Here is a 22,673-nt window from a genome sequence, read left to right as displayed (position 1 = left end):
TCACTCAAAAAAACGACCATTCACTCAAAAGAAGAGACTGTTCAGCCGGGACGGGATGCGTAAACGCACTAATCGTCAGTATCTTTAAAGAAATACCGAACCTATGCGCTGGTGTCTATTTTGTTGGTTGTGGCTGATGAGGCTGACCGTATTGGCGCAGGAGGGTCTGCCGCCGATTATTTTCAATGGGCAGCCTGTTACATCGGGTGGTTTCGATATTCGCCCGAATAGCCAATTCTTCCCCGATTCATCGTCTGACCCAAATCGGTCACTAGCCTGGATACGGCAACAGCAATTTTATCCGTTCAAACCCGGCCTGCGCTACCGATGGGATGTGAGTACGAGTTGGTCCCGGCAACAAGTTTGGTTTCGTTTTTCAATCACCAATACGCATCCAACAGATACTGTGCGCCTGTACGCCCACATGGGTGTTCATGCCGACATTACTCTGTATGAACTAAGCCGGACGGCTCCTCCCAACAGTAGTCATGCTGGTTTTCTGTGGCGTTGGGATCGCAGTCCGCTTGGACCGTTGGCGTTGCCAGTCATTGTTCCACCCCGAACGACTCGTCAATACTACATCCAGGTGGTTAACTTCGTACGAACGTTTAATGAGCTAAAAATTTCACTTTTCACCAGCCGAGATTTCGAATTGTGGAATGCCTATTGGGTTCGAATTGCGGCTCATTTGTTCGGAGCGATGGCTATGATTCTGGGTTGTCTCCTACTAATGGGTACATACACCTTCTACCAGTATTTCCTGAACCGGGACCGGACTTTCCTGTACTACGCGCTCTATGCCGGCACAGCTTTCATCTGGGTGGTTAAAATGATGAACAGTCGGTTTGGATTAGGTCTAATCTCCGCCTCTTACTCATTGTTGAATCACCCTAATCTACCCTCACTGTCGTTTAGTATTGGCATATTTTACGCCATGTTTTTGCTGAAGATTCTGGACTTGCCCACTCAGCAGCCAAAGCTCACTCGTTTGATTCGCGGATTAGTTTGGCTCTTAGTCGGCCAGCAGGTGCTGTCATTCGTACAGGCATTTGGAGGATGGCTGTTTGCCAGCAACATGTATTATATATTCCAGGACTTGCCAAATATTTTAACCGGTGTGTTACTCATTGTTGCTACGGCGCGTAGTCACTCACCCCTGAAGCCGTACTTGCTGACGGGAGGCCTGGCCCTGTACCTCATCACGTTTTTTCCGCTCCACGGCTTTTTTCGGTTCTATGGCTTAACTCCGGTCCAAGAAACATTTACCTATTACCCCCCATTCTTTATGTCGGTCGGTATGGTCATTGACTTGTTCTGCTTCGCCATGGCACTAGCCTATCGAAGCCGGTTAGTTGAAGTGGAGCGGAATCAGATTCAGGAGCGCTACACGCAGGACCTGGAAGCCCAGTTAGCCCAGCGTACAGAGGAGATTGAACAACAAAGCCGCCTGTTGGAAGCCCAGCACATCCGCCAGCTCGAAACCGAGTTCGAGCAGAAACTGGCCGATACCGAGATGACCGCCCTCCGCGCTCAGATGAATCCGCACTTCATCTTCAATTGCCTCAACTCCATCAAACTCTATACCCTCGACAACGAAGCCGACAAAGCATCGGACTACCTTACCAGGTTCTCCCGCCTGATTCGCCTGGTGCTGGAAAACTCCCGCTCCGAGATGGTACCCCTGAAAAACGAGTTGGAAGCCCTCCAGCTCTACATCGAACTGGAAGCCATGCGCTTTAAGCAGAAAGTCCAGTTCGCCATCCACGTATCGCCCAACATCGACCAGCAGTATCTTCGCATTCCGCCCCTGTTACTGCAACCTTACGTGGAGAACGCCATCTGGCACGGATTGATGCACAAACCCGAAGGGGGCACGGTAACAGTGGAGGTCAGTCAGCAAGAAGAAAACCTGCTGTACATCGAAATCAGCGACGATGGGGTAGGTCGGGAACGGGCGGCCGAGTTAAAAAGCAAGTCGGCGGGCCGGCATAAGTCGTTCGGGATGCAGGTAACGGCCGACCGCATCCGGATGATTAACCAACTCTACAATACCCAGACCAAAACCCAGATCGTGGATTTGGTAGACAGTTTCGGCGAGCCGTGTGGCACACGGGTAATTTTAGAGATACCGGTATGAAAGTACTACGTTGTTATCTGCTCATTATTGGACTGTTGTGCTTGATTAGCCCATTGGCTTGGGGGCAGTCTACGCTCTCGCCGATTAACCAGACACCGGCAGCTACGCTGGACTTTTTTAGTGGAGTAATCGGAGCGTTAGTATTTATGAGTTTATTCTCAGCCGCGCAATTTCTGCTCAATCGAGACGCTCCCTACGGTTGGTATACTGCCTATCTGACCTTCACATCGGTCTGGCTGTGGCAGGCAATTCGTTCATCGTTCGATATCGTCCCACGGCTACCCGATCATGGTATTTCGCTTGCCTTCATGCTGATGCTCGGCTATGGAATAACGGTATCCGACCTCCGCTTTATGAGCTACCTACTTGAAGTGCCTCAGCAACACCCTCGGTTAGAGCGCTGGTTTCGTTACTTTTTTGCCTACTTAGCCATATCCATGCTGGTTTCCTTAACCAGCTTGTTTGTGTGGAATTCGTTGCTTGTATACATAGCTACTGGTGTTTTTAGTTACGTCGGTGTGTTACTCATCATGGTCCAGATAGTGCGTCTTCGGCATCCATTGAAGCGTTATGCGCTGGCTGGGACGATATTTTTAGTAGGCGGTTCGATCACATCAGTCCTGCTCAATTTTACGGATGTCGCATCAAATGACCGATTAAGCCACACACCATACTTTTACGTAGCGGTTGGCATATTACTCGAAATTCTGTGTTTTTCGTTAGCCTTGGGGCGACGCTTCCAGCTAAATAAAGAAGAGAAAATTCAGGTGCAGCAGCAATTGATTCAGCAATTGGAGGAAAACGAGCGCCAGCAACAAACCTATACTCGTGAGTTGCAGCAGCGGCTGGCGCAGCGAACAACCGAGGTACTGGCCAAAGCGCATGAGCTTGAAGAACAGCGCGTTAATCAGCTTCGCTCCGATTTTGAGCGTCGGGTTGCTGAAGCCGAAATGGCCGGGCTGCGTTCGCAGATGAATCCGCACTTCATCTTCAACTGCCTCAACTCCATCAAGCTGTACGCCACCGAAAACGACGCGGAAAAAGCATCGGCATTCCTCACCAAATTTTCCCGGCTCATTCGGATGGTGCTGGAAAACTCCCGCTCTGAGCGTGTGACGCTGCAAAATGAGTTGACCATGCTGCAACTCTATGCCGATATGGAGATCATGCGCTTCAAGCAGAAGCTGTCGTTTTGCGTAGAAATTGAACCCGGCATTGATGCGCAGTTTATTGAGATACCGCCCCTGCTGTTGCAGCCTTACGTCGAAAACGCCATCTGGCACGGACTGATGCACAAGCCCGAGGGTGGCACCGTGCGCGTCCAGGTCACTTTACCGCAGGAAAATCTGCTTCAACTGACCATCACCGACGACGGCGTAGGCCGGGCTAGAGCAACCGAACTGAGAAGCAAGTCGGCCAATCACCGCAAATCGTTTGGTCTGAAAATGACCTCCGAGCGGATCGCTTTAGTCAATCAATTGTACCAGACCCACACGCAGGTACTGATTGAAGACCTCGTTGACGCCGATGCCCAGCCCGCTGGAACGGAAGTCGTTTTGCAGATACCACTATGAAAGCACTGATCATCGACGACGAACCCGACAATGTCCGGCTGTTGGCCCTGCAACTAGCCCGGCACTGCCCACAAATTGACCTGGCAGGTCAGTTTACCGACAGTACGGAGGGACTACGGGCTATTCAGACCCTACAGCCAGGGCTGGTGTTTATGGACATCGAGATGCCGGTCATGAACGGGTTTCAACTGCTGGAACGGGTGGGCGACGTTAACTTTCACATCGTTTTTGTTACGGCTTACGACCAGTATGCGGTGCGGGCGTTCCGATTCAGTGCGCTGGATTATCTGCTCAAACCTATCGACACCGTTGACCTGATTGCGACGGTGCGACGGGCCGAAACGACTACCCGCATCAACCCCAAACAGTTGGAACTGATGCGCCAGTATTACCCCGGCAGTCAGGGCAGTGCTGGTTCTTCTGTTAAAGGGCGCATTGCCTTACCCCATGCCAGTGGTATGGTATTTATTGAAACGAAACAGATCATTTACTGCGAAGCGGATAGCAACTACACCCGTTTTCATCTGCAAAGTGGCGATATGTATAGTGTAACCAAAACCCTGGGCGACGTGCAGGATGTACTGGAAACGGGCGATTTCGTGCGGGTTCACCGGCAGTACATGGTCAATCTGGAACACATTCAGAAACTGGTTAAGGGAGAAGGCACCTATCTACTAATGACCAATGGGGCCAGCATTCCGGTGGCCCGCCAGCAAAAAGACCGACTGATGGAACGGTTTGGATGGGTTTAAACGCTAAATTCAGTCAGGACATTGGGCAGGAAAGAAATTTCTGGATTACTTTACCGGTTAAATTCCCATTGTCTGACAGACACTGATGGGGCGGTCGCAACCGCTTAACCCCTACCTTACTGATGAAACTTTTTTTTTCGACCTTTTTCGTCTTTCTCCTCCTCACGCTCACCACTAAAGCCGCACCCGGCGATACCCACATTGTTATCCAGACCCGGCAGACGGCGCTGGTTATCCGGGTCGATAAGGAACAGACGCCCACGATGGTCCATCTGGGTATTCGCCTGAAAAACGGGACCGAGTACGGGGCTATTCCAGGCAACGGCAAGCGGGGCGAAGATTATACCGGCATTTACAATTCAGTGTATACCCCCGCCGGAGGCCGTAACCTGCTGGAACCCGCCATTCAGGTAACCCACGCCGATGGCAACGCATCCCTCGACCTTAAGTACGTTCGGCACGAGACCAGCCCTGAAGCGAATGGAGCTATTCTGACAAAAGTCTATCTCAAAGACCCGCAATACCCGTTTGACGTGACGCTGTACTACAAGGCGTATCAGAACGAGGATGTCATTGAACAATGGTCCACCATCCGGCACACCGAAAAAAAAGCGGTTACCCTGCATAAATACGCGTCGGCCAACCTGTATATCCCGGCGCAGAACTACTACCTGACGCATTTTCACGGCGACTGGGCCAGCGAGATGAACCCGTCCGAAACGATGCTGACCGAAGGCATTAAAGTGCTGGATTCCAAGCTGGGCACCCGAGCCGATCTGTTTCAGCCTCCCTCCTTCCTGGTCGCTCTCAATCAACCCGCCGAAGAAGAGCAGGGTGAAGTAATTGCCGGTACGCTGGCCTGGTCAGGGAATTACCAACTGGCGTTTGAAGTCGACCCGCTGCATAATCTCCGCATCATCCCCGGCATTAACCCCTATGCGTCGGCCTACACGCTGGCCCCTGACACCGAGTTTACCACCCCGGCGTTCATCTATACCTATTCTACTACCGGCAAGGGGGGAGCCAGCCGGAGCCTGCACCGCTGGGCGCGGAAATACCGGATTCCGCAGGGGCAGGGCAACCGCCTAACGCTGCTGAACAACTGGGAAGCCACATATTTCGATTTCAACGAAGAGAAGCTGTCTGCCCTCTTCAAAGATGCCGACAAACTCGGAGTCGATTTATTCCTGCTGGACGATGGCTGGTTTGGCAGAAAATACCCGCGTAACAACGACCACACCAGCCTGGGCGACTGGCAGGAGAACCCGAAGAAACTCCCCCACGGGCTGGGTTATCTGGTCAAAGATGCTGAAAGTGCGGGGGTGAAATTCGGTATCTGGCTCGAACCCGAAATGGTTAGCCCTAAAAGCGAACTCTACGAGAAACACCCCGACTGGGTCATCAAACAACCAAACCGGGCGGAGTATTACTTCCGGAATCAACTGGTACTTGACCTGACCAATCCGAAAGTGCAGGCGTTTGTGTACGATGTCGTCGACGAGTTGATGACCAAGAATCCGACGGTGAGCTACATCAAATGGGATTGTAACGCTGTTATTTATAACGCCTACTCGGCTACCCTTGCCGATCAGTCGAACCTATACGTCAACTACGTGCAGGGGTTATACAAGGTGCTGGACCGGCTGCGGACCAAGTACCCTACCCTGCCCATGATGCTTTGTTCCGGCGGTGGTGGGCGCGTGGATTACGGTGCCTTAAAGTACTTTACCGAATACTGGCCCAGCGACAACACAGACGGGCTGGAGCGGGTGTTTATCCAGTGGAACTACTCCTATTTCTTCCCGTCTATTGCTACCTGCAACCACGTAACAGACTGGGGTAAGCAGTCCATCAAGTTTCGGACGGATGTGGCCATGATGGGTAAAATCGGGTACGATATCGTGGTCAGTAAACTCTCCGAACCCGAATTACAGTTCAGCCAGGAAGCCCTGAAAACCTACGACCGCATCAAAACCACCATCTGGCAGGGCGATTTGTACCGGCTGGCCTCGCCGTATACAAACGATGTGGCGTCTCTGGCTTACGTGAACGATGCGAAGGACGAAGCCATCTGGTTCAGCTACCTGGTCAAAAACCGCTACAAAGCGGGCAGCGTGGCACCCATCAAACTACAGGGACTCAATCCGGACAAGCGCTATAAAGTTCAGGAACTTAACGTGTATCCAGGCACCCGCTCCGCCATCAACGCCGATTCATCCGTTTACTCCGGTAACTATTTGATGACCATTGGCTTCAACCCGCAGGTGAGTGCCCGCCGGGAAAGTGTGGTGCTGGATGTGACGGAGGTGAAGTAAGTTTTTACGGTGCTAACGAAAGGTAGTGGTCAACTACGTTGTTGCCGTTCTGTTAGCTCCTCCACCCGGATACCCCAGGCGCACCGAAAATGACCCAGCGGGCAGGCTTTTCGCCCATGCAGGTTGCAGGGTTTACACTCGAGTTTTTCGGGCGTTTGCACCACCCGCGATACATCGGCCAGGGGACCGAAACCAAATTCAGGTACGGTCGAACAGAAAATAGCCGTAGTCGGCGCGTTCATAGCCGAACACAGATGCAGGGGGGCCGAGTCGTTTACGTAGTTCATCACGGCATCCTGCTGCAAAGCCGCCGATTGCAGCAAACTCAACTCCCCCGCCAGATTTAGTACGTTTACGGGATTACCAGCCGAAACCCGTATGGCTTCGCAGGCATCACGGTCGGTGGGGGCACCCAGCAGATAGATTGTTGGTTGGTTGGGCAGGGCCTGAACAAGTTCGGCCCAGCGTTGGGGCGGGTACTGCTTCGTAAACCAGACCGACATGGGTGCCATGCACACGTACGGCTGCTTTTTGTAGGGTTGCACCACAGCATAATCGTCCGCCGATGGATAGAGCTTTGGGCGGGTTTGTTCCTGCCATTGGATGCCCGGTTTCAGCACATTGAGCATTTCGGCATTACGGTCTACTTCATGACTACCCGGTTCAAACCGATGGCCGACCTGATGCGTAAAAAAGCGGGCGAATGGATTTTTGTCGAAGCCAACCGTTGTTCCGGCACCCGACAAAGCGGTTAGCATACCCATCGTTCCATACCGTTGCAGGTTCAATACGGCGTTGTATTGGCGGGTGCGGATGGTTTGCAGGAGTCGCCATAAATCCCGGTATTTGACGAACGCGCCCCGAGCGCCCTTTTTATGCCAGATAAGTACCTCGTTCAGAAACGGGTGATTAACCAGTAAACCCTCGTTACCTTTGCGAACCAGTATGTCCAGCAACGCATCCGGGAAAGCCTGATGCAATTGTTCAAGCAGGGCCGTAGCCAGAATGACATCTCCGATGAAAGCGGTTTGAATAAGCAGGAACCGGGGCGGATTGGTTGCGGTTATCATCAGTACGCCTTGTGCGTGAATAAGTAAGAATGGAAGATTACGACGTATATACCCTGCCGAACGGAATTCGCATCGCGCATAAACAAATTCTTCATACACAGATTGCCCATTGCGGCATCATGCTCGATATTGGCAGCCGCGATGAGCAGCCACACCAGCAGGGACTTGCCCACTTTTGGGAGCACATGGCCTTCAAAGGTACGGAGAAACGAAAATCATACCATATCATTACCCGGCTCGAAATTATCGGTGGTGAGTTAAATGCGTATACCACTAAAGAAAAAGTGTGCTTCCATGCCTCGGTACTGGATGCTCATTTCGAGAAAGCCGTTGACTTGCTGGCCGACATCACGTTTCATTCCATCTTCCCCGAACGGCAAATTGAGCGGGAACGGGGGGTTATTCTGGAGGAGATGGCGATGTATTACGACTCGCCCGAAGATGCCATTCAGGATGATTTCGACGAGCTGGTATTCCCGAACCACGCGTTGGGTGGCAATATTCTGGGCACTACCGAAACCGTTAGTTCATTCGGTCGGGAAGACCTCCAGCAGTTCATTGCCGAAAACTACGACACCAGTCGGATTGTGTTTGCTTCCGTTAGCCGGTTACCGTTCAAACAGGTAGTGAAAGTAGCCGAGAAGTATTTTCGGGATGTTCCGGTGCAGCATTCGGTCCGGCAGCGCGAAACACCCACGGATTACGCACCCCGCCACACCCGGGTGGAGCGCCCCATTACGCAGGCACAGTGCGCCCTCGGCCGACCGGCCTATGGCCTGAAAGACCCGCGACGGTTGCCCTTTTTTATGCTGGTCAACCTGCTGGGTGGCCCCGGCATGAACTCGCGGCTTAACCTGAACCTGCGCGAGAAATACGGGCTTGTCTATTCCATCGATGCTGGTTATACGCCTTACCTGGACACGGGTTTTCTGGGCATCTACTTCGGTACCGACCCCAAAAAAGTAGACAAAGCGCAGTCGCTGATTATGAAAGAACTGAAGCGACTTCGCGAACAGCCGTTAACGACGCTGCAACTGCATCAGACGAAGGAACAACTAGTCGGTCAGCTGGCAATGGCCGAAGAAAGTAACAACAGTTTTATGCTGATGATGGCCAAAAGCCTCCTCGACATCAACCGGGTTGAGTCGCTGAACGACATTTTCAATGATATAAAAGCCGTAACGGCCGGTCAATTGCAAGACCTTGCCCAGGAAAGCTTTGACGAAAGTCAGTTTAGTTCATTGACCTTCGTGCCGGAGAAATAGGGCAGTAGAAGTGGCATGAATCGCAGGGTTGTCTATCCGGGCACAACAGCGTTTACTCCTGCCCGTTATACTGCCACGTCACGCCAACATTCCCGGTACCAGCCTGCCCGTCCGCTTTTCGTCAGTATCCTTTCTGACCGGTATGCGCGTGCATGAAAGGCTACAGTGAGACCGGCTGAACTGCCCTGAGGCTGAACGTATTACCAAAAAAACGCCTATTGTCCCGATCAGACACGTAACCGTTTAATAAACGTTGTGTGACTGAACGCTCATGGCCAGTCAAAAAATGTATATTCCCGCGATTTTATAGGTAAAACCCATAAACCTATGCTTAAAAGAGTCTACAATTTATCCCGTAGTCTTGCTTTACTAATGTTTTTTTACGGACCCTTTATAACACCCGGACAACCGGGTGTTTCGGCCCAAAGTCTCCCTACTGGTTTTTTAAACGCTAAAGTGCAGGACGGCTATACTACCCCCATGGGAACCGTTTTCACTTCGGACGGCAAGCGGCTTTTTGTGTGGGACAAGGCTGGGCGCGTATGGGTATCGAACTGGAATGGTACCCAATACATCAGGCAAACAAATCCCGTTCTGGACCTGAGTGATGAGGTAGGCAACTGGCGCGACTTTGGGCTGTTGAGTTTTTGTCTTGATCCAAATTTCGGACAGAACGGCCTGGTCTATTTATTTTATGTGGTTGACCGGTATCACCTCTTCAATGCAAATACGGCCTCCTACAACCCCACCCAAAACCAGTATTTTACGGCTTCCATCAGCCGGGTAACGCGCTATCAGGTTCAGGCAGGCGGCACTGATCTGGTAGCCATTCCGGCCAGCCGGAAAATACTGCTGGGAGAAAGCCGCACCACGGGTGTTCCACTTACGTACGAGTCGCACGCGGGCGGCACCCTGCTGTTCGGTCGCGATGGCTCGCTGCTGGTATCGACCGGCGATAATGCCAGCTACAGCAGTACGGACATTGGCAGTGCGTCAGAAACGTACTACCAGCAGGCTATCAACGACGGTATTATGACCGCCAATGAAAATGTGGGCGCTTTTCGGGCGCAGATGCTTACCTCGCTATGCGGAAAGGTACTACGGATAGACCCCGCCACCGGAAACGGGTTAAGCAGCAATCCTTTTTACGATGGAGCCAACCCCCGTTCAGCCCGGTCGAGAGTATGGACCCTGGGGCTACGCAATCCCTGCCGGATGACCATCCAGCCTACTACAGGCAGCACTACTATGACCGACGGCAATCCGGGTGCGTTGCTCATCGGCGACGTAGGCTGGAACACCTGGGAAGATATGCACGTGATAAAGCAGGGCGGAGAGAATGCGGGCTGGCCTGTGTTTGAGGGCCTGGATGAGCAACCAAGCTACAGCGCGGCTGCCAAAACTCTTGCTAATAAAGACGAACCAAACCCAACCAATACCTGTAACGTACCGTTTCTGCGCTTCGGTGATCTGCTGAAACAGGCTACCAACCCAGCCCAGGGAACAACGCAGGCTCTCAATCCATGCAGTTTGCAGCCGCTGCCGGGTTTGCAACGCCGGTATTTCCATTCCCGCCCGGCGCTGGACTGGAAGCATGGCCAGGATATTGCCCGGGTGCCCTCCTTTAGCGGAAACATTGCTACAACTACCCCCCTGTCGGGCACGCTGGGGACTCCTTTCCGGGGTAATTGCTCGATAGGCGGGGCCTTTTACGCGGGCATGGTTTTTCCGGCAGCTTACCGAAACAGTTATTTTTTTGCTGACTACGGCGAAAACTGGATTCGGAGAGCTACCCTCAATGCGGATGGCAGTTTTAATACCGTGCAGGCGTTCCTGCCCGGCGGGGTTGGAAACGGTATAGTCGATATAGAGTTTAACCCGCTCGACGGGGCGCTGTATTACGTCAATATCAATACCGGCGAGGTTATGAAAATCAGTTATGGGGGTAATCAGCCACCGATAGCTGTAGCTACGGCTACTACGCAAAGCGGCACCTCGCCCCTGACGGTCAATTTCACCGGCAGCAACTCCACGGACCCCAACGGTGATCCGCTTACCTACCTGTGGGATTTTGGGGATGGCACGACCTCAACGGTCGCTAATCCTACCAAAACCTTTACCGCCACTACCACGCAGGGCTTCACGGTTCGGCTCACCATAAACGACGGGCGCGGCCTGACCGATAGCCAAACGCTCGTTATTTCGATCAATAATGCGGCACCCACCACTAAAATCACGGCTCCGCTCAATAACGCCCAGTACCCCCTGGACCGCCAAAGTTCGTACAAACTCACGGCCAGCGTTACCGACGAAAACCCGGCCACGCTTACCTACGCCTGGCAGGTCAGTCTGCGCCATAATAACCATGAACACCGCGAACCCATAGAGACCGACGTCTCGCCAACGGTTATACTATCGCCCGTGGGATGCGACGGCGAAACGTACTATTACTTTATCAAACTGACCGTTACCGACGCGGGCGGGCTGACCGCTACCGACTCCGTTAAAATCTACCCTAACTGTGCCTCAATCAACCTGGCCGTTACGAACGTGACTGCCACGCCCGGTGTTACCTCAGCCCTCGTGAAATGGACGAATCCCACGACTCCGTTTAGCGACGTACTGGTCGTGGCCAAAGCGGGTTCGGGATTTCAGGGACAACCGACGAGCACGAGCTATTCGGCCAACGCTGACTTTACCGGCAACGGGGCCTCACTGGAAGGGGGGAAAGTTGTGTATCAGGGAGTTGGGACATCAGTAAATATCACAAACCTGACCGCCGGACAACGCTACTATTTCCGCATTTATACCCGCAGTAGCAGCGTTTGGACGGGGGGTGTGGAAGTCAGTGCTACCCCAACAGCCCCCGCCCCACCCCCCACCAACCTGCTTTTCGACACTACGGCCTGCTACCGGATTGTATCGCGCGTAAGTAGCGGATCGGTTGTCAGTATCGACGGCGGCAGTACGGCCAGTGGTATGCTGGCCCGGCTGCGTACCAATGCCAGTCAACCGTGGCAGCAGTGGCGTATCAAACCCGCCACAACAAATTTTTATCGAGTCGAAGCCCTCCATAGCGGCCTGGCGCTGACCGTTGACGGAGCATCTGCGCAGGACTACACCAATCTGGTTCAGCAGCCATTTGGCGGCAGTACCAATCAGCAGTGGACTATTGAGCCGAACGGCGATGGCTACTACGCCCTCAAAGCCCGGCATTCGGGCAAGGCCATGGACATCAAGTGGGATGGTGTCGACGTTGTTCAGTATAGCGTGGGCGGGAGCTGGAGTCAGCAGTGGGCCATTGAGAAAGCCACTTGCGCCACAGGCCCCGTAACGCCCCCAACGGAACCACCGACGAGCCAGCTTTTTGATACCACGGCCTGTTACCAGATTACATCACGGGTGAGTGGCGGCTCAGTAATAGGTATCGACGGTGGCAGCCTGGCGAATGACGCGCTGGTTCGCCAGCGGGCTAACGCCAGCAGGATGTGGCAGCAGTGGCGCATCAAACCCACCGCCACTAACTACTACCGGCTGGAGGCCGTTCACAGCAGCAAGACCCTGACCGTGCTGGGGAATTCGCAACAGGACTACGCCAATCTGGTTCAGCAGCCATTTGGCGGCAATACCAATCAGCAGTGGACTATTGAGCCGAACGGCGATGGCTACTACGCCCTCAAAGCCCGGCATTCGGGCAAGGCCATGGACATCAAGTGGGACGGTGTCGACGTTGTTCAGTATAGCGTGGGCGGGAGCTGGAGTCAGCAGTGGGGCATTGAAAAAGCAACCTGTTCTACCAACATCGCGGCTCGCTTAGGAGATAAAGCCACCGCACCGGCGACAGCAGCCGCCCATCAGGAGCCGATAACCAAATTTCGGCTATGGCCAAACCCGGCCCACGATTACGTGCAGATAGACTTACGATCCGCAGCCGGACAACCCACCGATATTGTTCTGTTCAACCTCACCGGTTCACTCGTGTATCGCACCCGCGTTAATTCGGCATCGGAGCCAATTTACCAACTCGATACCCGTTCGCTCTCAGCCGGGGCCTATCTCATAACTATACAGACACCCGACCAACAACCGACCACCCTCCGGGTAACAATAAGCCGGTAACCCAGCCCCTTTGTTAACTACCCGAAACTTACGACTTTTACGCATGACCCTAAACGATGCCCAAACCACCGTCGACGACTGGATAAAGACCGTTGGCGTTCGGTATTTCAACGAGTTGACCAATATGGCGCAACTGACCGAAGAGGTTGGTGAAGTAGCCCGCATCATTGCCCGGCGCTACGGGGAACAGTCCGAAAAGGAATCGGACAAAAACAAAGACCTGGGCGATGAACTGGCCGATGTACTCTGGGTAGTCATTTGCCTGGCGAATCAGACCGGCGTTGACCTGACGGAAGCTTTTCAGAAGAACCTGGATAAAAAGAATGGCCGGGATGCCACCCGGCATCGGGAGAATGAGAAGTTGAAATGACACCATATGACAATGACCCTATAAGGTCTTAAAGACCTTATAGGGTCATTTACCTGATAACCTTCTATCTATAAAAATGCCCCGCTGAAATCACGTTCAGCGGGGCATTTTTATAGACAGAAAGCTTTTTACTTCTGAAACGACTTAAAAACATAATCCCACATGGGTGACGAAACGCCGTAGTTGCTCTCTTCGTTCTTGTAGTGGTGAACACTATGGTTTATCCATAAGTGCTTGAAGAAGTTTTTGGGTGGTGTGTAGGCGTGAATAATAAAATGCACGGACAGGTAGCCACTGTAGCCAACCAGAAAACCGGGAAAGAACGCATAGGCGGCTTCACCCATCATCACGAAAAATAAACCGAAAAATGCGGCTGCCATAAAAATAGCCACCGCTGGAGGCATAGCCAGCCGCGTTTTGTCTTTCGGGTATTCGTGGTGAACGCCGTGCAGCGTGTATTGCAGTTTGGCGCGTTGTTCCGATGTGGGCGTAATGTGGTACAGGTAGCGATGCAGTACATATTCAAACAGCGAAAACACCAGCAAACCCGTAATGAACAGGATGGCAATCATGGGTGCGCTCATGTCCGTATGAGTGAAGGCATACCAGCCCAGGAATACCGACAGCGACAGCCACATCGAAATAGGAATCATGATATGCGTCCGCGAGAGGGCTTCCAGAATGGGATTATCGAATAACTGCTTGGTTCCGGTATGCTTGGGCCGGGTTTTGCCATGTCCGGCCATCGTATGCAGCTTTTCCGTTGTTGATTCCATAGAGATAGTAGTCAATTGATAGGGCGAAAATACAATGAAAAATTGATTTCACCGAAGATTATAGTAAACTTGATTTACTATATAATGATTAGGTTTTACTCATTTCTACCTGGTCTGCCAGTTTCTCCTGCATCGCATCTATATTGCCTTTGGGCAGTTTAGGCTTAATAATCAACCGCAGCGAGTTACTGTAGGTCAGGTAATTGAACATCCAGTTCAGAAAGATAGAGAGCCGGTTTTTGACCCCAACTATCGACATCAAGTGTACAAATAACCAGGTTAACCACGCAAAAAATCCCTGAAACTTTAAAAAGGGCAAATCCACCACCGCCAGCCCCCGGCCAATGGTTGCCATCGTCCCCAAATCATGGTACGTAAACTCCTCGGGTTGTTCATTACGCAACCAGTGCAGCAGATTTTTAGCCAGCAGCTTTCCCTGCTGAATAGCGGGTTGTGCTACCTGTGGATGCCCGTCGGGCCATTTTTCTTCGGTCATCAGGGCCACATCCCCAATGGCGAATATATCCGTAAAACCCTGTACCTGACTGTAGCGGTTCACCAGTACCCGTCCGCCCCGGCCCAGCACGTCGGCAGGCAGGCCCGCCAGTGGATTAGCTTTTACGCCAGCCGCCCAGATAAGGTTATTGGTTCGGAGCGTGGAGCCATCACTCATGGTCACAATCCGCCCGTCGAAATCCTTCACGCGGGTGTTCAGCCGCACGTTTACGCCCAGGTCGTGCAGATACGCTAATGAGTGTTCCTGCGACTGTTTGGACATGGGTTCCAGCAATACCGGCCCCGACTGAACGAGGTAAATATCCATCATCCTGAAATCCAGTTCCGGGTAGTCTTTGGGCAGCACAGTTTTCCGCATCTCGGCCAGCGTACCGCAAAGCTCAACGCCCGTTGGCCCCCCACCTACCACCACCACATCCATGAATCCTTCTTTTTCGTCCACGCTTTGCACGCTCAGCGCATCCTCGAAGTTTTGCAGCATCCGGTTACGGAGGGCAATCGCTTCGGACACCGACTTCATGGGCAGTGCTTTTTCGATGATATTCTGCTGATTGAAAAAGTTAGTGTCTGCTCCGGTAGCCATCACGAGGTAATCGTAGGTAACCGGCCCCAGTTCGGTATCCACTGCCTTGTCGGCCGGGCGAATACCCGTCACGTTCGTTACGCGGATATGAACATTCTTACAGTTACTGAATACCGACCGCAATGGAAATAGGATGGCGTTGGCCTCCAGACCGGCCGTAGCAACCTGGTAGTACAGCGGCTGAAATTCGTGGTAGTTCTGTCTGTTCAGCAAAACAACCTGAAACTCCTTCCGGCCCGATAGTTTTCGGGCCAGTCTCAACCCACCGAATCCGGCTCCTACAATAACTACTCGCTTACGGTCTGTTTGGGGTATGTTTGGATTCATATTTTCGGTTTTCAGTTCACGGTTTCCAGGGGCGCAGTGTGGTCTTTTCCGACCAATAGCCCAGTTTGTTGAACCACGCCAAGCCACTACAAACCGAAAACGATAAACTATAAACGGTTCAACTAACTTACCAAACTTGCCTGCAACACCCGCTCATAATACGCTTCGTACATGGGCAGGATGCGGGACAGTTCAAATTCCTTGGCTCTGGCCAGCGCGTTTTCCTTGAATCGGGGCAGATTGGCATCATCGAGCACGTACAGTGCATTTTTGACCATGTCATCCACATCCCCCACCGGACTCAGGAAGCCGGTTACACCCTGTATGTTCAACTCCGGGAGTCCACCGGCGTTCGATGTGATCAGCGGCACCTCACAGGCCAGCGCTTCCAGCGCAGCCAGTCCGAAACTTTCATTTTCGGAGGGCATAATGAACAGGTCAGCGACCGACAGTACTTCCTCAACGGCATCCAGTTTTCCTAAAAACCGGACCTGGTCGTAAATGTTCAGTTCGCGCACGAGCCGCTCGATGCGGGCGCGTTCGGGACCATCACCCACCAGTAAGAGCTTGGCGGGGGTTTGCTGCTGGATATGATAAAAAGCCATCACGGCATCGTCGATGCGTTTTACCCGCCGGAAGTTGGACGTATGCACGATCAGCTTTTCATCGTTAGGGCATATTGCTTTTTTAAAGTGCTCCTTCTTCTGCCGGTTGAACCGGCTCAGGTCGATGAAGTTGGGGATCACCTCAATTTCGCGATGCACCTTGAAATGTTTGTACGTATCCTCCCGCAGATTCTCCGACACCGACGTTACCCCGTCCGATTCATTGATGCTGAACGTAACCACGGGTTCGAACGAAGCATCTTTACCCACCAGTGTGATATCTGTACCGTGCAGCGTAGTCACCACCGGCACATTGCGCCCCTGCGACCGCAAAATCATTTTGGCCATGTAGGCTGCCGACGCGTGCGGAATAGCGTAGTGAACGTGCAGTAAATCAACATCTTCGTTCATCACCACGTTAACCATTTCACTGGTTAAGGCCGATTCGTAGGGGGCATACTGAAACAGCGGATAGGAGGGTATATTTACTTCGTGGTAAAAGACATTTTCATTGAAAAAATCGAGCCGGGGTGGTTGCTGATAGGTAATGAAGTGAATTTGATGCCCGTTTTTGGCTAGTGCCTTGCCGAGTTCGGTAGCGACTACCCCACTACCACCAAATGTTGGGTAGCATACTATACCAATTTTCATCGTGAGAGAACAAGTTTGTTCCTCAACAACAAATGCCAGCAAAAAGAATCCCGGAACGGTTAAAAGTACCTGACAGGGAACAATGCATACCATACAATTAATACCAGTCGTCCCTTTTCGCTTTCCCAGCCTTGTCAAAATCCGTATTTTTGATAAAAAATCAGCATGGTGGCACGCCAGTCCGTTCCCTTTTCAGCATTCGCGTTTGGCTTTCTGCGGCTCATCCGGCTTCAGAATCTGTTGATTGTTGTAGCCACCCAGTTGCTTGCCCGTCTGTTTATCATTGATACCAAGCCGAGCAGTATTATCCTTTTTCCGGACCGAAACTTCTGGATACTGTCGTTGTCGACGGTTTGTATTGCGGCTGCGGGGTATATCATCAATGATTATTTCGACATAAAAATAGACCTGATCAACAAACCGGAGCGGGTTATTATCGGTCGTTTTCTCAAGCGCCGGATTGCGATGGGGGTGCATCAGGTGCTCAATGTGGTGGGTTGCATGATTGGTTTGTACCTCAGCAAATGGGTCTTCCTGGCCGATGTACTGGCCGTTACCTTGCTGTGGTTTTATTCGGCCCAGTTTAAGCGGCAGCCGCTGGTAGGAAACATTGTCATTTCGTTGCTAACGGCACTTTCTCTCATCGTGCTGGCTATCTACTACCGCAATAATGCCCAGATGCTGTTGATCTATGCCCTGTTCTCCTTCGGTATTTCGCTGATTCGGGAAATTATCAAAGACATGCAGGACATCCGGGGGGATGCCCGTTTTGGCTGCCGTACCATTCCCATCATCTGGGGACTTCGCCGGACGAAATATCTCCTCTACGGCTTGCTGGCCACCTTTGTCGGGTCGCTTTTCACCATTGCTGCGTTGCTCCGTAACAACCAGCTCGTCTTTATTTTCCTCCTGCTGCTCATCCCGATTGGGTGGCTTACCTACCGGCTCGTTCTGGCCGACACCCGGCGCGACTTCGGGCACCTCAGTAATCTCTGCAAACTCATCATGCTTCTCGGTATCATGAGCATGATCTGGACGTAAGATGAATGATGATGGTTCACATAAACGCCGTTTACTCAAAGCTTTGAACCTCGGAAGCCGTTTGCACCTATTTTTATCTTTTTGTAAACCAACCGTCTTTATTCATATGAAATCACTCACGTTTTCGCTACTCGTCATTTTTATCGTATCCGGTAAATTACAGGCGCAGGATTGCTTCGGCATGACCTTTAAGCCCGGAATGAATTTCGAGATGAGTATGTTCGATGCCAAAAACAAACCCACCGGCAAAATCAGCTATAACGTCAAAGACATTCATAAAGAAGGTGGCTCGACGATAATGGACTTGACGGCGCAGTTTGACGATGAAAAAGGCAAACAGCGCCCACCCTACAGCGTCCGCTATACCTGTACCGGCGATGAACTCGTGGCCGACTTATCGGGCATGATGCAGGCTATGCAGTCGAACATGAAGGATATGGAGTTGAAGATGAAAATGAATAAGCTGGTTTATCCGTCCAAATTCAGTGTGGGTCAAAAACTAAGCGATGGTCAGATTGAAGCCGAACTGGTTACGAACGGGACGACCATGTCCACCATGAATATGACAATGGCCAATAGGCAGGTAGAAGGCCAGCAATCCATTACCACGCCCGCCGGTACCTTCGATACCTATAAAATCACGTCCGACATGAACATGGAAAACCGTGTATTTGGTATGCCCATCCGTTCGTCTATGCAAGTAGTGAATTACCGGGCTCTCAATCAGATACTGGACGTTAAATCGGAAACGTACAGGAAAGGCAAATTAATAGGATATACCCTGTTGACGAAAGCGAACTAACGCGGGTAGAGGAGAAGAGCGAGATACAAAGGAAAGAGGCAATCTGTCTTAAAACCGGCTTTTCTGCGCAGTTTTGAGGGTATTTGGCAAATGACAGCCCAATTCGCAACTTTGTTGCAAAAAAGTGAGTTAAGTAGGCGTTCGATTGCTATAAGCGTCGTATTTTTGCCTTTGCTCATGAAAACAGACGACCTCTCCCGCAAAGCAGATTATATCGGTATTACCGGCTCCGTACTGTGCATTATACACTGTCTCGTTACGCCCGTTTTGCTGGTTTCGTCTTCGTTATTGCAGAATTCTCCGCTCCGTGCCGGGTATTTGAGTCTGGATTATATTTTTATCGGAATCAACGCCGTAGCGGTCTATTTTGCCACCCGGCACGTTGTATCGGTGTCGCTCAAACGAAGCCTATGGGGATTTCTGGCCGTGTTTAGTATTGCCCTGGTGCTTGAACACACCATTCCCTTTTTTACGTACGTTGCCTATGCCGCTTCGGCCGGGCTGGTTATTAGCCACCTGGTCAATATCCGGCAGCACCGGCTCACCCACGCTCACTAGTTGGCACTAAAAGCCCGATTAGTGATGAAGGTATCGTCGGTGAGGGTTTTCAGGAAGGCAACCACCTGTTTTTTCTCGGTATCGGTCAGTGCAATACCCAAACGCCCGTTCTGTTTCAGCACCGGATCGAGGGTGGGACTGTCTTTTACGCCACTGCGGTAGTGGTCGATCACCTGCTCCAGCGTGGCAAAACGACCGTCGTGCATGTAGGGAAATGTTTTTTCCACATTGCGCAGGCTGGGCACCCGAAATTTCAGTCGGTCGGCTTCGTCAAGCGTAATGGTATAGCGGCCCTGATCCTTAATACCGTCACTCATGGGTAAGCCATTATTCCGGTAGCTCCTGTCGGTAAACAGATCCGTGGCGTGGCAGACCGTACACTGCTGCTGAAACAGCACGAGTCCGGCCAGTTCATCCGCAATAAAGTCTCCCCCACTCTCCTTCCGAACGTATTTATCATAACGCGAATCAGCCGATACGAGGGTAAGCATAAACTGCGAAATAGCCTTTAGAAACCGGACCGTCGTGACCGTATCGGAGCCAAAAGCGGCTTTGAACAGGGCTGGATATCGGGGATTTTTCTGCACCCGGTTCAGCGCATCCGCAAAGACCATATCCATCTCGACCGGATTTTTGATGGGCGAGAGTGGCAATTCGTCCAGGCTGGTAACGCCCCCATCCCAGAAGAACTCACGGTCCCAGCCCAGATTTTGCAATCCCGGCACGTTGCGCGTACCGAACTTGCCGCCAATACCATGACTCAGCGGGTGGTCGGAGTGGCCAAAGCCCGCAAACTGCTGGTGGCAAGACCCACAGCTAATGGTTGTATCGCGCGAAAGGAGCGGGTCATAAAATAAGGTTTTCCCCAACGCTACGCCCTCCACTGTTGGGGGGTTCTGGCTCAGTTGGTAGGTTATAGGCGGGAAATTGGCGGGTTGCCGAATCGGTACCGGCGTTGCCTGATACTCTACACCATCCGGTTCTATCGGGACGGGATTGGGTGTGGGGTCAGTAGCCTGCTGGGTTTGGCAACTCACCACCAGTGCAAACAGACCCAGGCTGGCCAGCAACCCGATTTTAGTGGGCGATATCGTCCACACCCAACTCACAGGCTAGTCTGAATACGTGTGTAGGTGAACATCCGTGCGTAATTATTGGCGATGTTAGTTGAGTACGGGTCGAACATGACGGATGAGTGTTCGGCAATGCTCAGTTTAGTTGGACCGTTGAATACGGTCAGGGCGTCGGTCGTGAGCTGGACGGTTGGCGTCGACGCAGCCTGCACCTTCGCCACGTCATTATTGAAGGAGAGTGTAACCGTACGCAGGTTGTTAATGGTTTTCTTGCCGTTATACCCACCCCCAAACCCACCGACATGGTAAAAAAATGTATTGTTCTGTGTGGCGGGTGCCGAGGCCGATTGTCCCTCCAGCTTCATAAAAATATAGCCCGAGTTCCACTCCCAGTACATGCCATCGTTTAAACCCGGATCGAGCACCCCCGTCCGTTTGCTGATGTCGGCCAGGCTGCGCAGGCTGTCTACGCCTACCATAAACGTCAGACTCGTATAATCACCTACGGGTATGTTGGATAACGTAATCGTTTGGGATACTGGTTTTTCCTCCTGAATCAAAAAATAACTACTATCCTGCGGCACCACATACTCACTGCCATCCGCCTTGCGAAGGCGAATATTGCTGACGAAGTAGTTGAATTTAGTGATGGAGAACGCTTCACCAGCGTCATTTTGATACGAGCCGGTTCTCAGATTCAGGTCAGATGCGCCCAGCCTGTTATCGAACGCGAGACGAAGCTTCCCCGTCGTATTCGTACTATCAGGATTTACGGTATTGCAGGAAAAAACGGCCAGTCCAATACACAATACGGCAAGTAACCCAATAGTAGCGGTATTTTTCATAGCCTATGTTGTAGCTGCCTGTTCATGCCAAACAGCTTGCCTTTACCTAACGTAAATCAGCCCTGAATCATGCATACGTTTTGATTAAATAGCCTTTAAAAAAGTCGGTCTGACAGCTGTTGGCGGCAACATATACCGTTTGCTCATAAATCAATCCGTTTGCTCAATAGGTTTCACACGTACTCAACCAAGTCTGTAGATTTACGACAATCGGTGCGGTCTGAGTGGCTACCACCGTAGTCTGTTCTATACACCAAAAACCAGTTAACATGAAAATTACCCTATCTGCTCCGGCTGGCTGTTTACTTCTATGTCTGATCATGAGCTGTCAGGATCACCGGATACCGGCTCCCCCTGACCCAATGTTTACGACCACTACGCTGGCTACCGGCCTGATTGCGCCCATTAGCGTAGAAACGGATGCCACCGGACGCGTTTTTGTGGCCGAACAGGGCACTGGCCATAACGACGGTACTGTGTCCGAAATTACGCAGGATGGCAAGAAGCATCCGATGGTTACGGGTATTTTTTCCCAAACCAATATCGAGGGCGATCTCGATGCCGTCGATCATTTGCTGGTCGTGGATAAAACCCTTTATTTCCTGAATCCAAAAGGGCTTTACCAGGTCGATTTATCGGCTTATAAAACGGATGTTACCCCCGCCGTCCCGGCTGCCAGTCTCATTCCGCAGGATATTCGTTCCTTCGTCATTGCTCACAACTTTACGAATGACACCGGCGAATCGCACCTCTATAATTTGACCCTCGGCCCCGACGGTGCGCTGTATATTACCGACGCGGCTGCCAACGCTATTATCCGCCGGTCAAAAACCGGCGATTTGAGCGTAGTAACCGAAGTACCGGGTATTGCCAATCCCAACCCGGCTGGTCCCCCGCCGGGCCCGCCCTTTATTCAGTCGGTACCCACCAGCATTACGTACGATGGGCATCAGTTTTTGATCAGCACCCTGCTCGGGTTCCCGTTTCCGGCGGGGAAATCAATCCTGTACCAGATGAATCCCGCGGGTAACCTCACAATTTATCAGCAAACCTTCAATAGCCTGGTCGATGTGGAGAATGACGGCAATGGCAAGCCACTGGTGCTCGAGTTTGCCGTATTTGGTCCGATGGGCTTTACGCCAAACACGGGCCGATTGTTACGGGCTAACGGAGCAACCAGTACCGTCCTGCTCGACAAGCTGAACCTGCCCACCGATCTGAAACTAAGTGATGCCCACACCGCTTACATCACCAGCCTGGGGAGTGGCGCCCTGTTGAAGGTTACCTACTAATC

Annotated in this window: 17 protein-coding genes; 11 read left to right on the top strand and 6 right to left on the bottom strand. The window is 52.0% G+C overall.

Translation table 11 applies throughout. The features are described 5' to 3' along the window. Window positions 1–700 precede the first annotated feature (700 nt). From B156_RS30405 to B156_RS0118995, 4 genes are all read left to right on the top strand, one after another. On the top strand, window positions 701–2,137 hold the full coding sequence (locus B156_RS30405; protein ID WP_425423310.1) for a sensor histidine kinase: 1,437 nt from the start codon (window positions 701–703) through the stop codon (window positions 2,135–2,137). After that, entirely contained in the window at window positions 2,134–3,711 is a 1,578-nt protein-coding gene (locus tag B156_RS30400; RefSeq protein ID WP_084757793.1) for a histidine kinase, read from the top strand. Before B156_RS30405 ends, B156_RS30400 begins: the two co-directional genes overlap by 4 nt. Next, on the top strand, window positions 3,708–4,463 hold the full coding sequence (locus B156_RS0119000) for a LytR/AlgR family response regulator transcription factor (protein ID WP_018621363.1): 756 nt from the start codon (window positions 3,708–3,710) through the stop codon (window positions 4,461–4,463). The genes B156_RS30400 and B156_RS0119000 overlap by 4 nt, the downstream gene beginning before the upstream one ends. Before the next feature lie 122 nt (window positions 4,464–4,585). After that, a complete protein-coding gene (locus tag B156_RS0118995) occupies window positions 4,586–6,778 on the top strand; it encodes an alpha-galactosidase (protein WP_018621362.1) in 2,193 nt (730 codons plus the stop codon). A gap of 29 nt (window positions 6,779–6,807) precedes the next feature. On the opposite strand, the gene B156_RS0118990 is transcribed toward B156_RS0118995, so the two are convergent. After that, window positions 6,808–7,848: a glycosyltransferase family 9 protein gene (locus tag B156_RS0118990; protein ID WP_018621361.1), complete on the bottom strand. Its 1,041-nt coding sequence runs from the start codon at window positions 7,846–7,848 to the stop codon at window positions 6,808–6,810. A 29-nt stretch (window positions 7,849–7,877) separates the two neighbouring features. Here B156_RS0118990 and B156_RS0118985 point away from each other — a divergent pair, with 29 nt between their 5' ends. From B156_RS0118985 to B156_RS0118975, 3 genes are all read left to right on the top strand, one after another. Next, window positions 7,878–9,113 (top strand): M16 family metallopeptidase, encoded by a 1,236-nt coding sequence (locus tag B156_RS0118985; protein WP_018621360.1) that lies wholly within the window; start codon window positions 7,878–7,880, stop codon window positions 9,111–9,113. Between the two features lie 480 nt (window positions 9,114–9,593). After that, complete coding sequence (locus B156_RS0118980; RefSeq protein WP_245563780.1) at window positions 9,594–13,232, top strand: RICIN domain-containing protein; 3,639 nt, start codon at window positions 9,594–9,596, stop codon at window positions 13,230–13,232. A 43-nt stretch (window positions 13,233–13,275) separates the two neighbouring features. Next, window positions 13,276–13,602, top strand: a complete 327-nt coding sequence (locus B156_RS0118975) for a nucleotide pyrophosphohydrolase (protein WP_018621358.1) — start codon at window positions 13,276–13,278, stop codon at window positions 13,600–13,602. Between the two features lie 128 nt (window positions 13,603–13,730). Here the strand turns inward: B156_RS0118975 and B156_RS0118970 are convergent, their stop codons facing one another. The 3 genes from B156_RS0118970 to bshA form a co-directional block, all read right to left on the bottom strand. Further along, window positions 13,731–14,378 (bottom strand): sterol desaturase family protein, encoded by a 648-nt coding sequence (locus B156_RS0118970; protein WP_018621357.1) that lies wholly within the window; start codon window positions 14,376–14,378, stop codon window positions 13,731–13,733. Between the two features lie 88 nt (window positions 14,379–14,466). Further along, entirely contained in the window at window positions 14,467–15,804 is a 1,338-nt protein-coding gene (locus tag B156_RS0118965) for an NAD(P)/FAD-dependent oxidoreductase (protein WP_018621356.1), read from the bottom strand. Window positions 15,805–15,926: 122 nt separating this feature from the next. Continuing rightward, a complete protein-coding gene (gene bshA, locus B156_RS0118960) occupies window positions 15,927–17,060 on the bottom strand; it encodes an N-acetyl-alpha-D-glucosaminyl L-malate synthase BshA (protein WP_018621355.1) in 1,134 nt (377 codons plus the stop codon). 165 nt (window positions 17,061–17,225) lie between these two features. Between bshA and B156_RS0118955 the strand changes: the two genes are divergently transcribed. From B156_RS0118955 to B156_RS0118945, 3 genes are all read left to right on the top strand, one after another. Continuing rightward, window positions 17,226–18,101 (top strand): geranylgeranylglycerol-phosphate geranylgeranyltransferase, encoded by an 876-nt coding sequence (locus tag B156_RS0118955; RefSeq protein WP_018621354.1) that lies wholly within the window; start codon window positions 17,226–17,228, stop codon window positions 18,099–18,101. A gap of 106 nt (window positions 18,102–18,207) precedes the next feature. Further along, complete coding sequence (locus tag B156_RS0118950; protein WP_018621353.1) at window positions 18,208–18,903, top strand: TapB family protein; 696 nt, start codon at window positions 18,208–18,210, stop codon at window positions 18,901–18,903. Window positions 18,904–19,080: 177 nt separating this feature from the next. Beyond that, the gene (locus tag B156_RS0118945; protein ID WP_026260915.1) at window positions 19,081–19,461 is read left to right on the top strand and encodes a MerC domain-containing protein; all 381 of its coding nucleotides are present in this window, start codon (window positions 19,081–19,083) and stop codon (window positions 19,459–19,461) included. On the opposite strand, the gene B156_RS0118940 is transcribed toward B156_RS0118945, so the two are convergent. Both B156_RS0118940 and B156_RS0118935 read right to left on the bottom strand, forming a co-directional pair. Continuing rightward, window positions 19,458–20,570: a cytochrome-c peroxidase gene (locus tag B156_RS0118940; protein WP_157627096.1), complete on the bottom strand. Its 1,113-nt coding sequence runs from the start codon at window positions 20,568–20,570 to the stop codon at window positions 19,458–19,460. The genes B156_RS0118945 and B156_RS0118940 overlap by 4 nt on opposite strands. Further along, window positions 20,567–21,379 (bottom strand): MbnP family protein, encoded by an 813-nt coding sequence (locus B156_RS0118935; protein ID WP_018621350.1) that lies wholly within the window; start codon window positions 21,377–21,379, stop codon window positions 20,567–20,569. Before B156_RS0118935 ends, B156_RS0118940 begins: the two co-directional genes overlap by 4 nt. Before the next feature lie 269 nt (window positions 21,380–21,648). On the opposite strand from B156_RS0118935, the gene B156_RS0118925 reads away from it, so the two are divergent. Continuing rightward, complete coding sequence (locus tag B156_RS0118925) at window positions 21,649–22,671, top strand: ScyD/ScyE family protein (protein WP_018621349.1); 1,023 nt, start codon at window positions 21,649–21,651, stop codon at window positions 22,669–22,671. The last annotated feature ends 2 nt before the right edge of the window (window positions 22,672–22,673 follow it).

It is taken from the genome of Spirosoma luteum DSM 19990, from assembly GCF_000374065.1.
In the GTDB taxonomy this organism is placed as follows: domain Bacteria; phylum Bacteroidota; class Bacteroidia; order Cytophagales; family Spirosomataceae; genus Spirosoma; species Spirosoma luteum.
The sequence above is the reverse complement of the archived record's forward strand: the minus strand, read 5'-3'. Positions and strand labels throughout refer to the sequence as shown.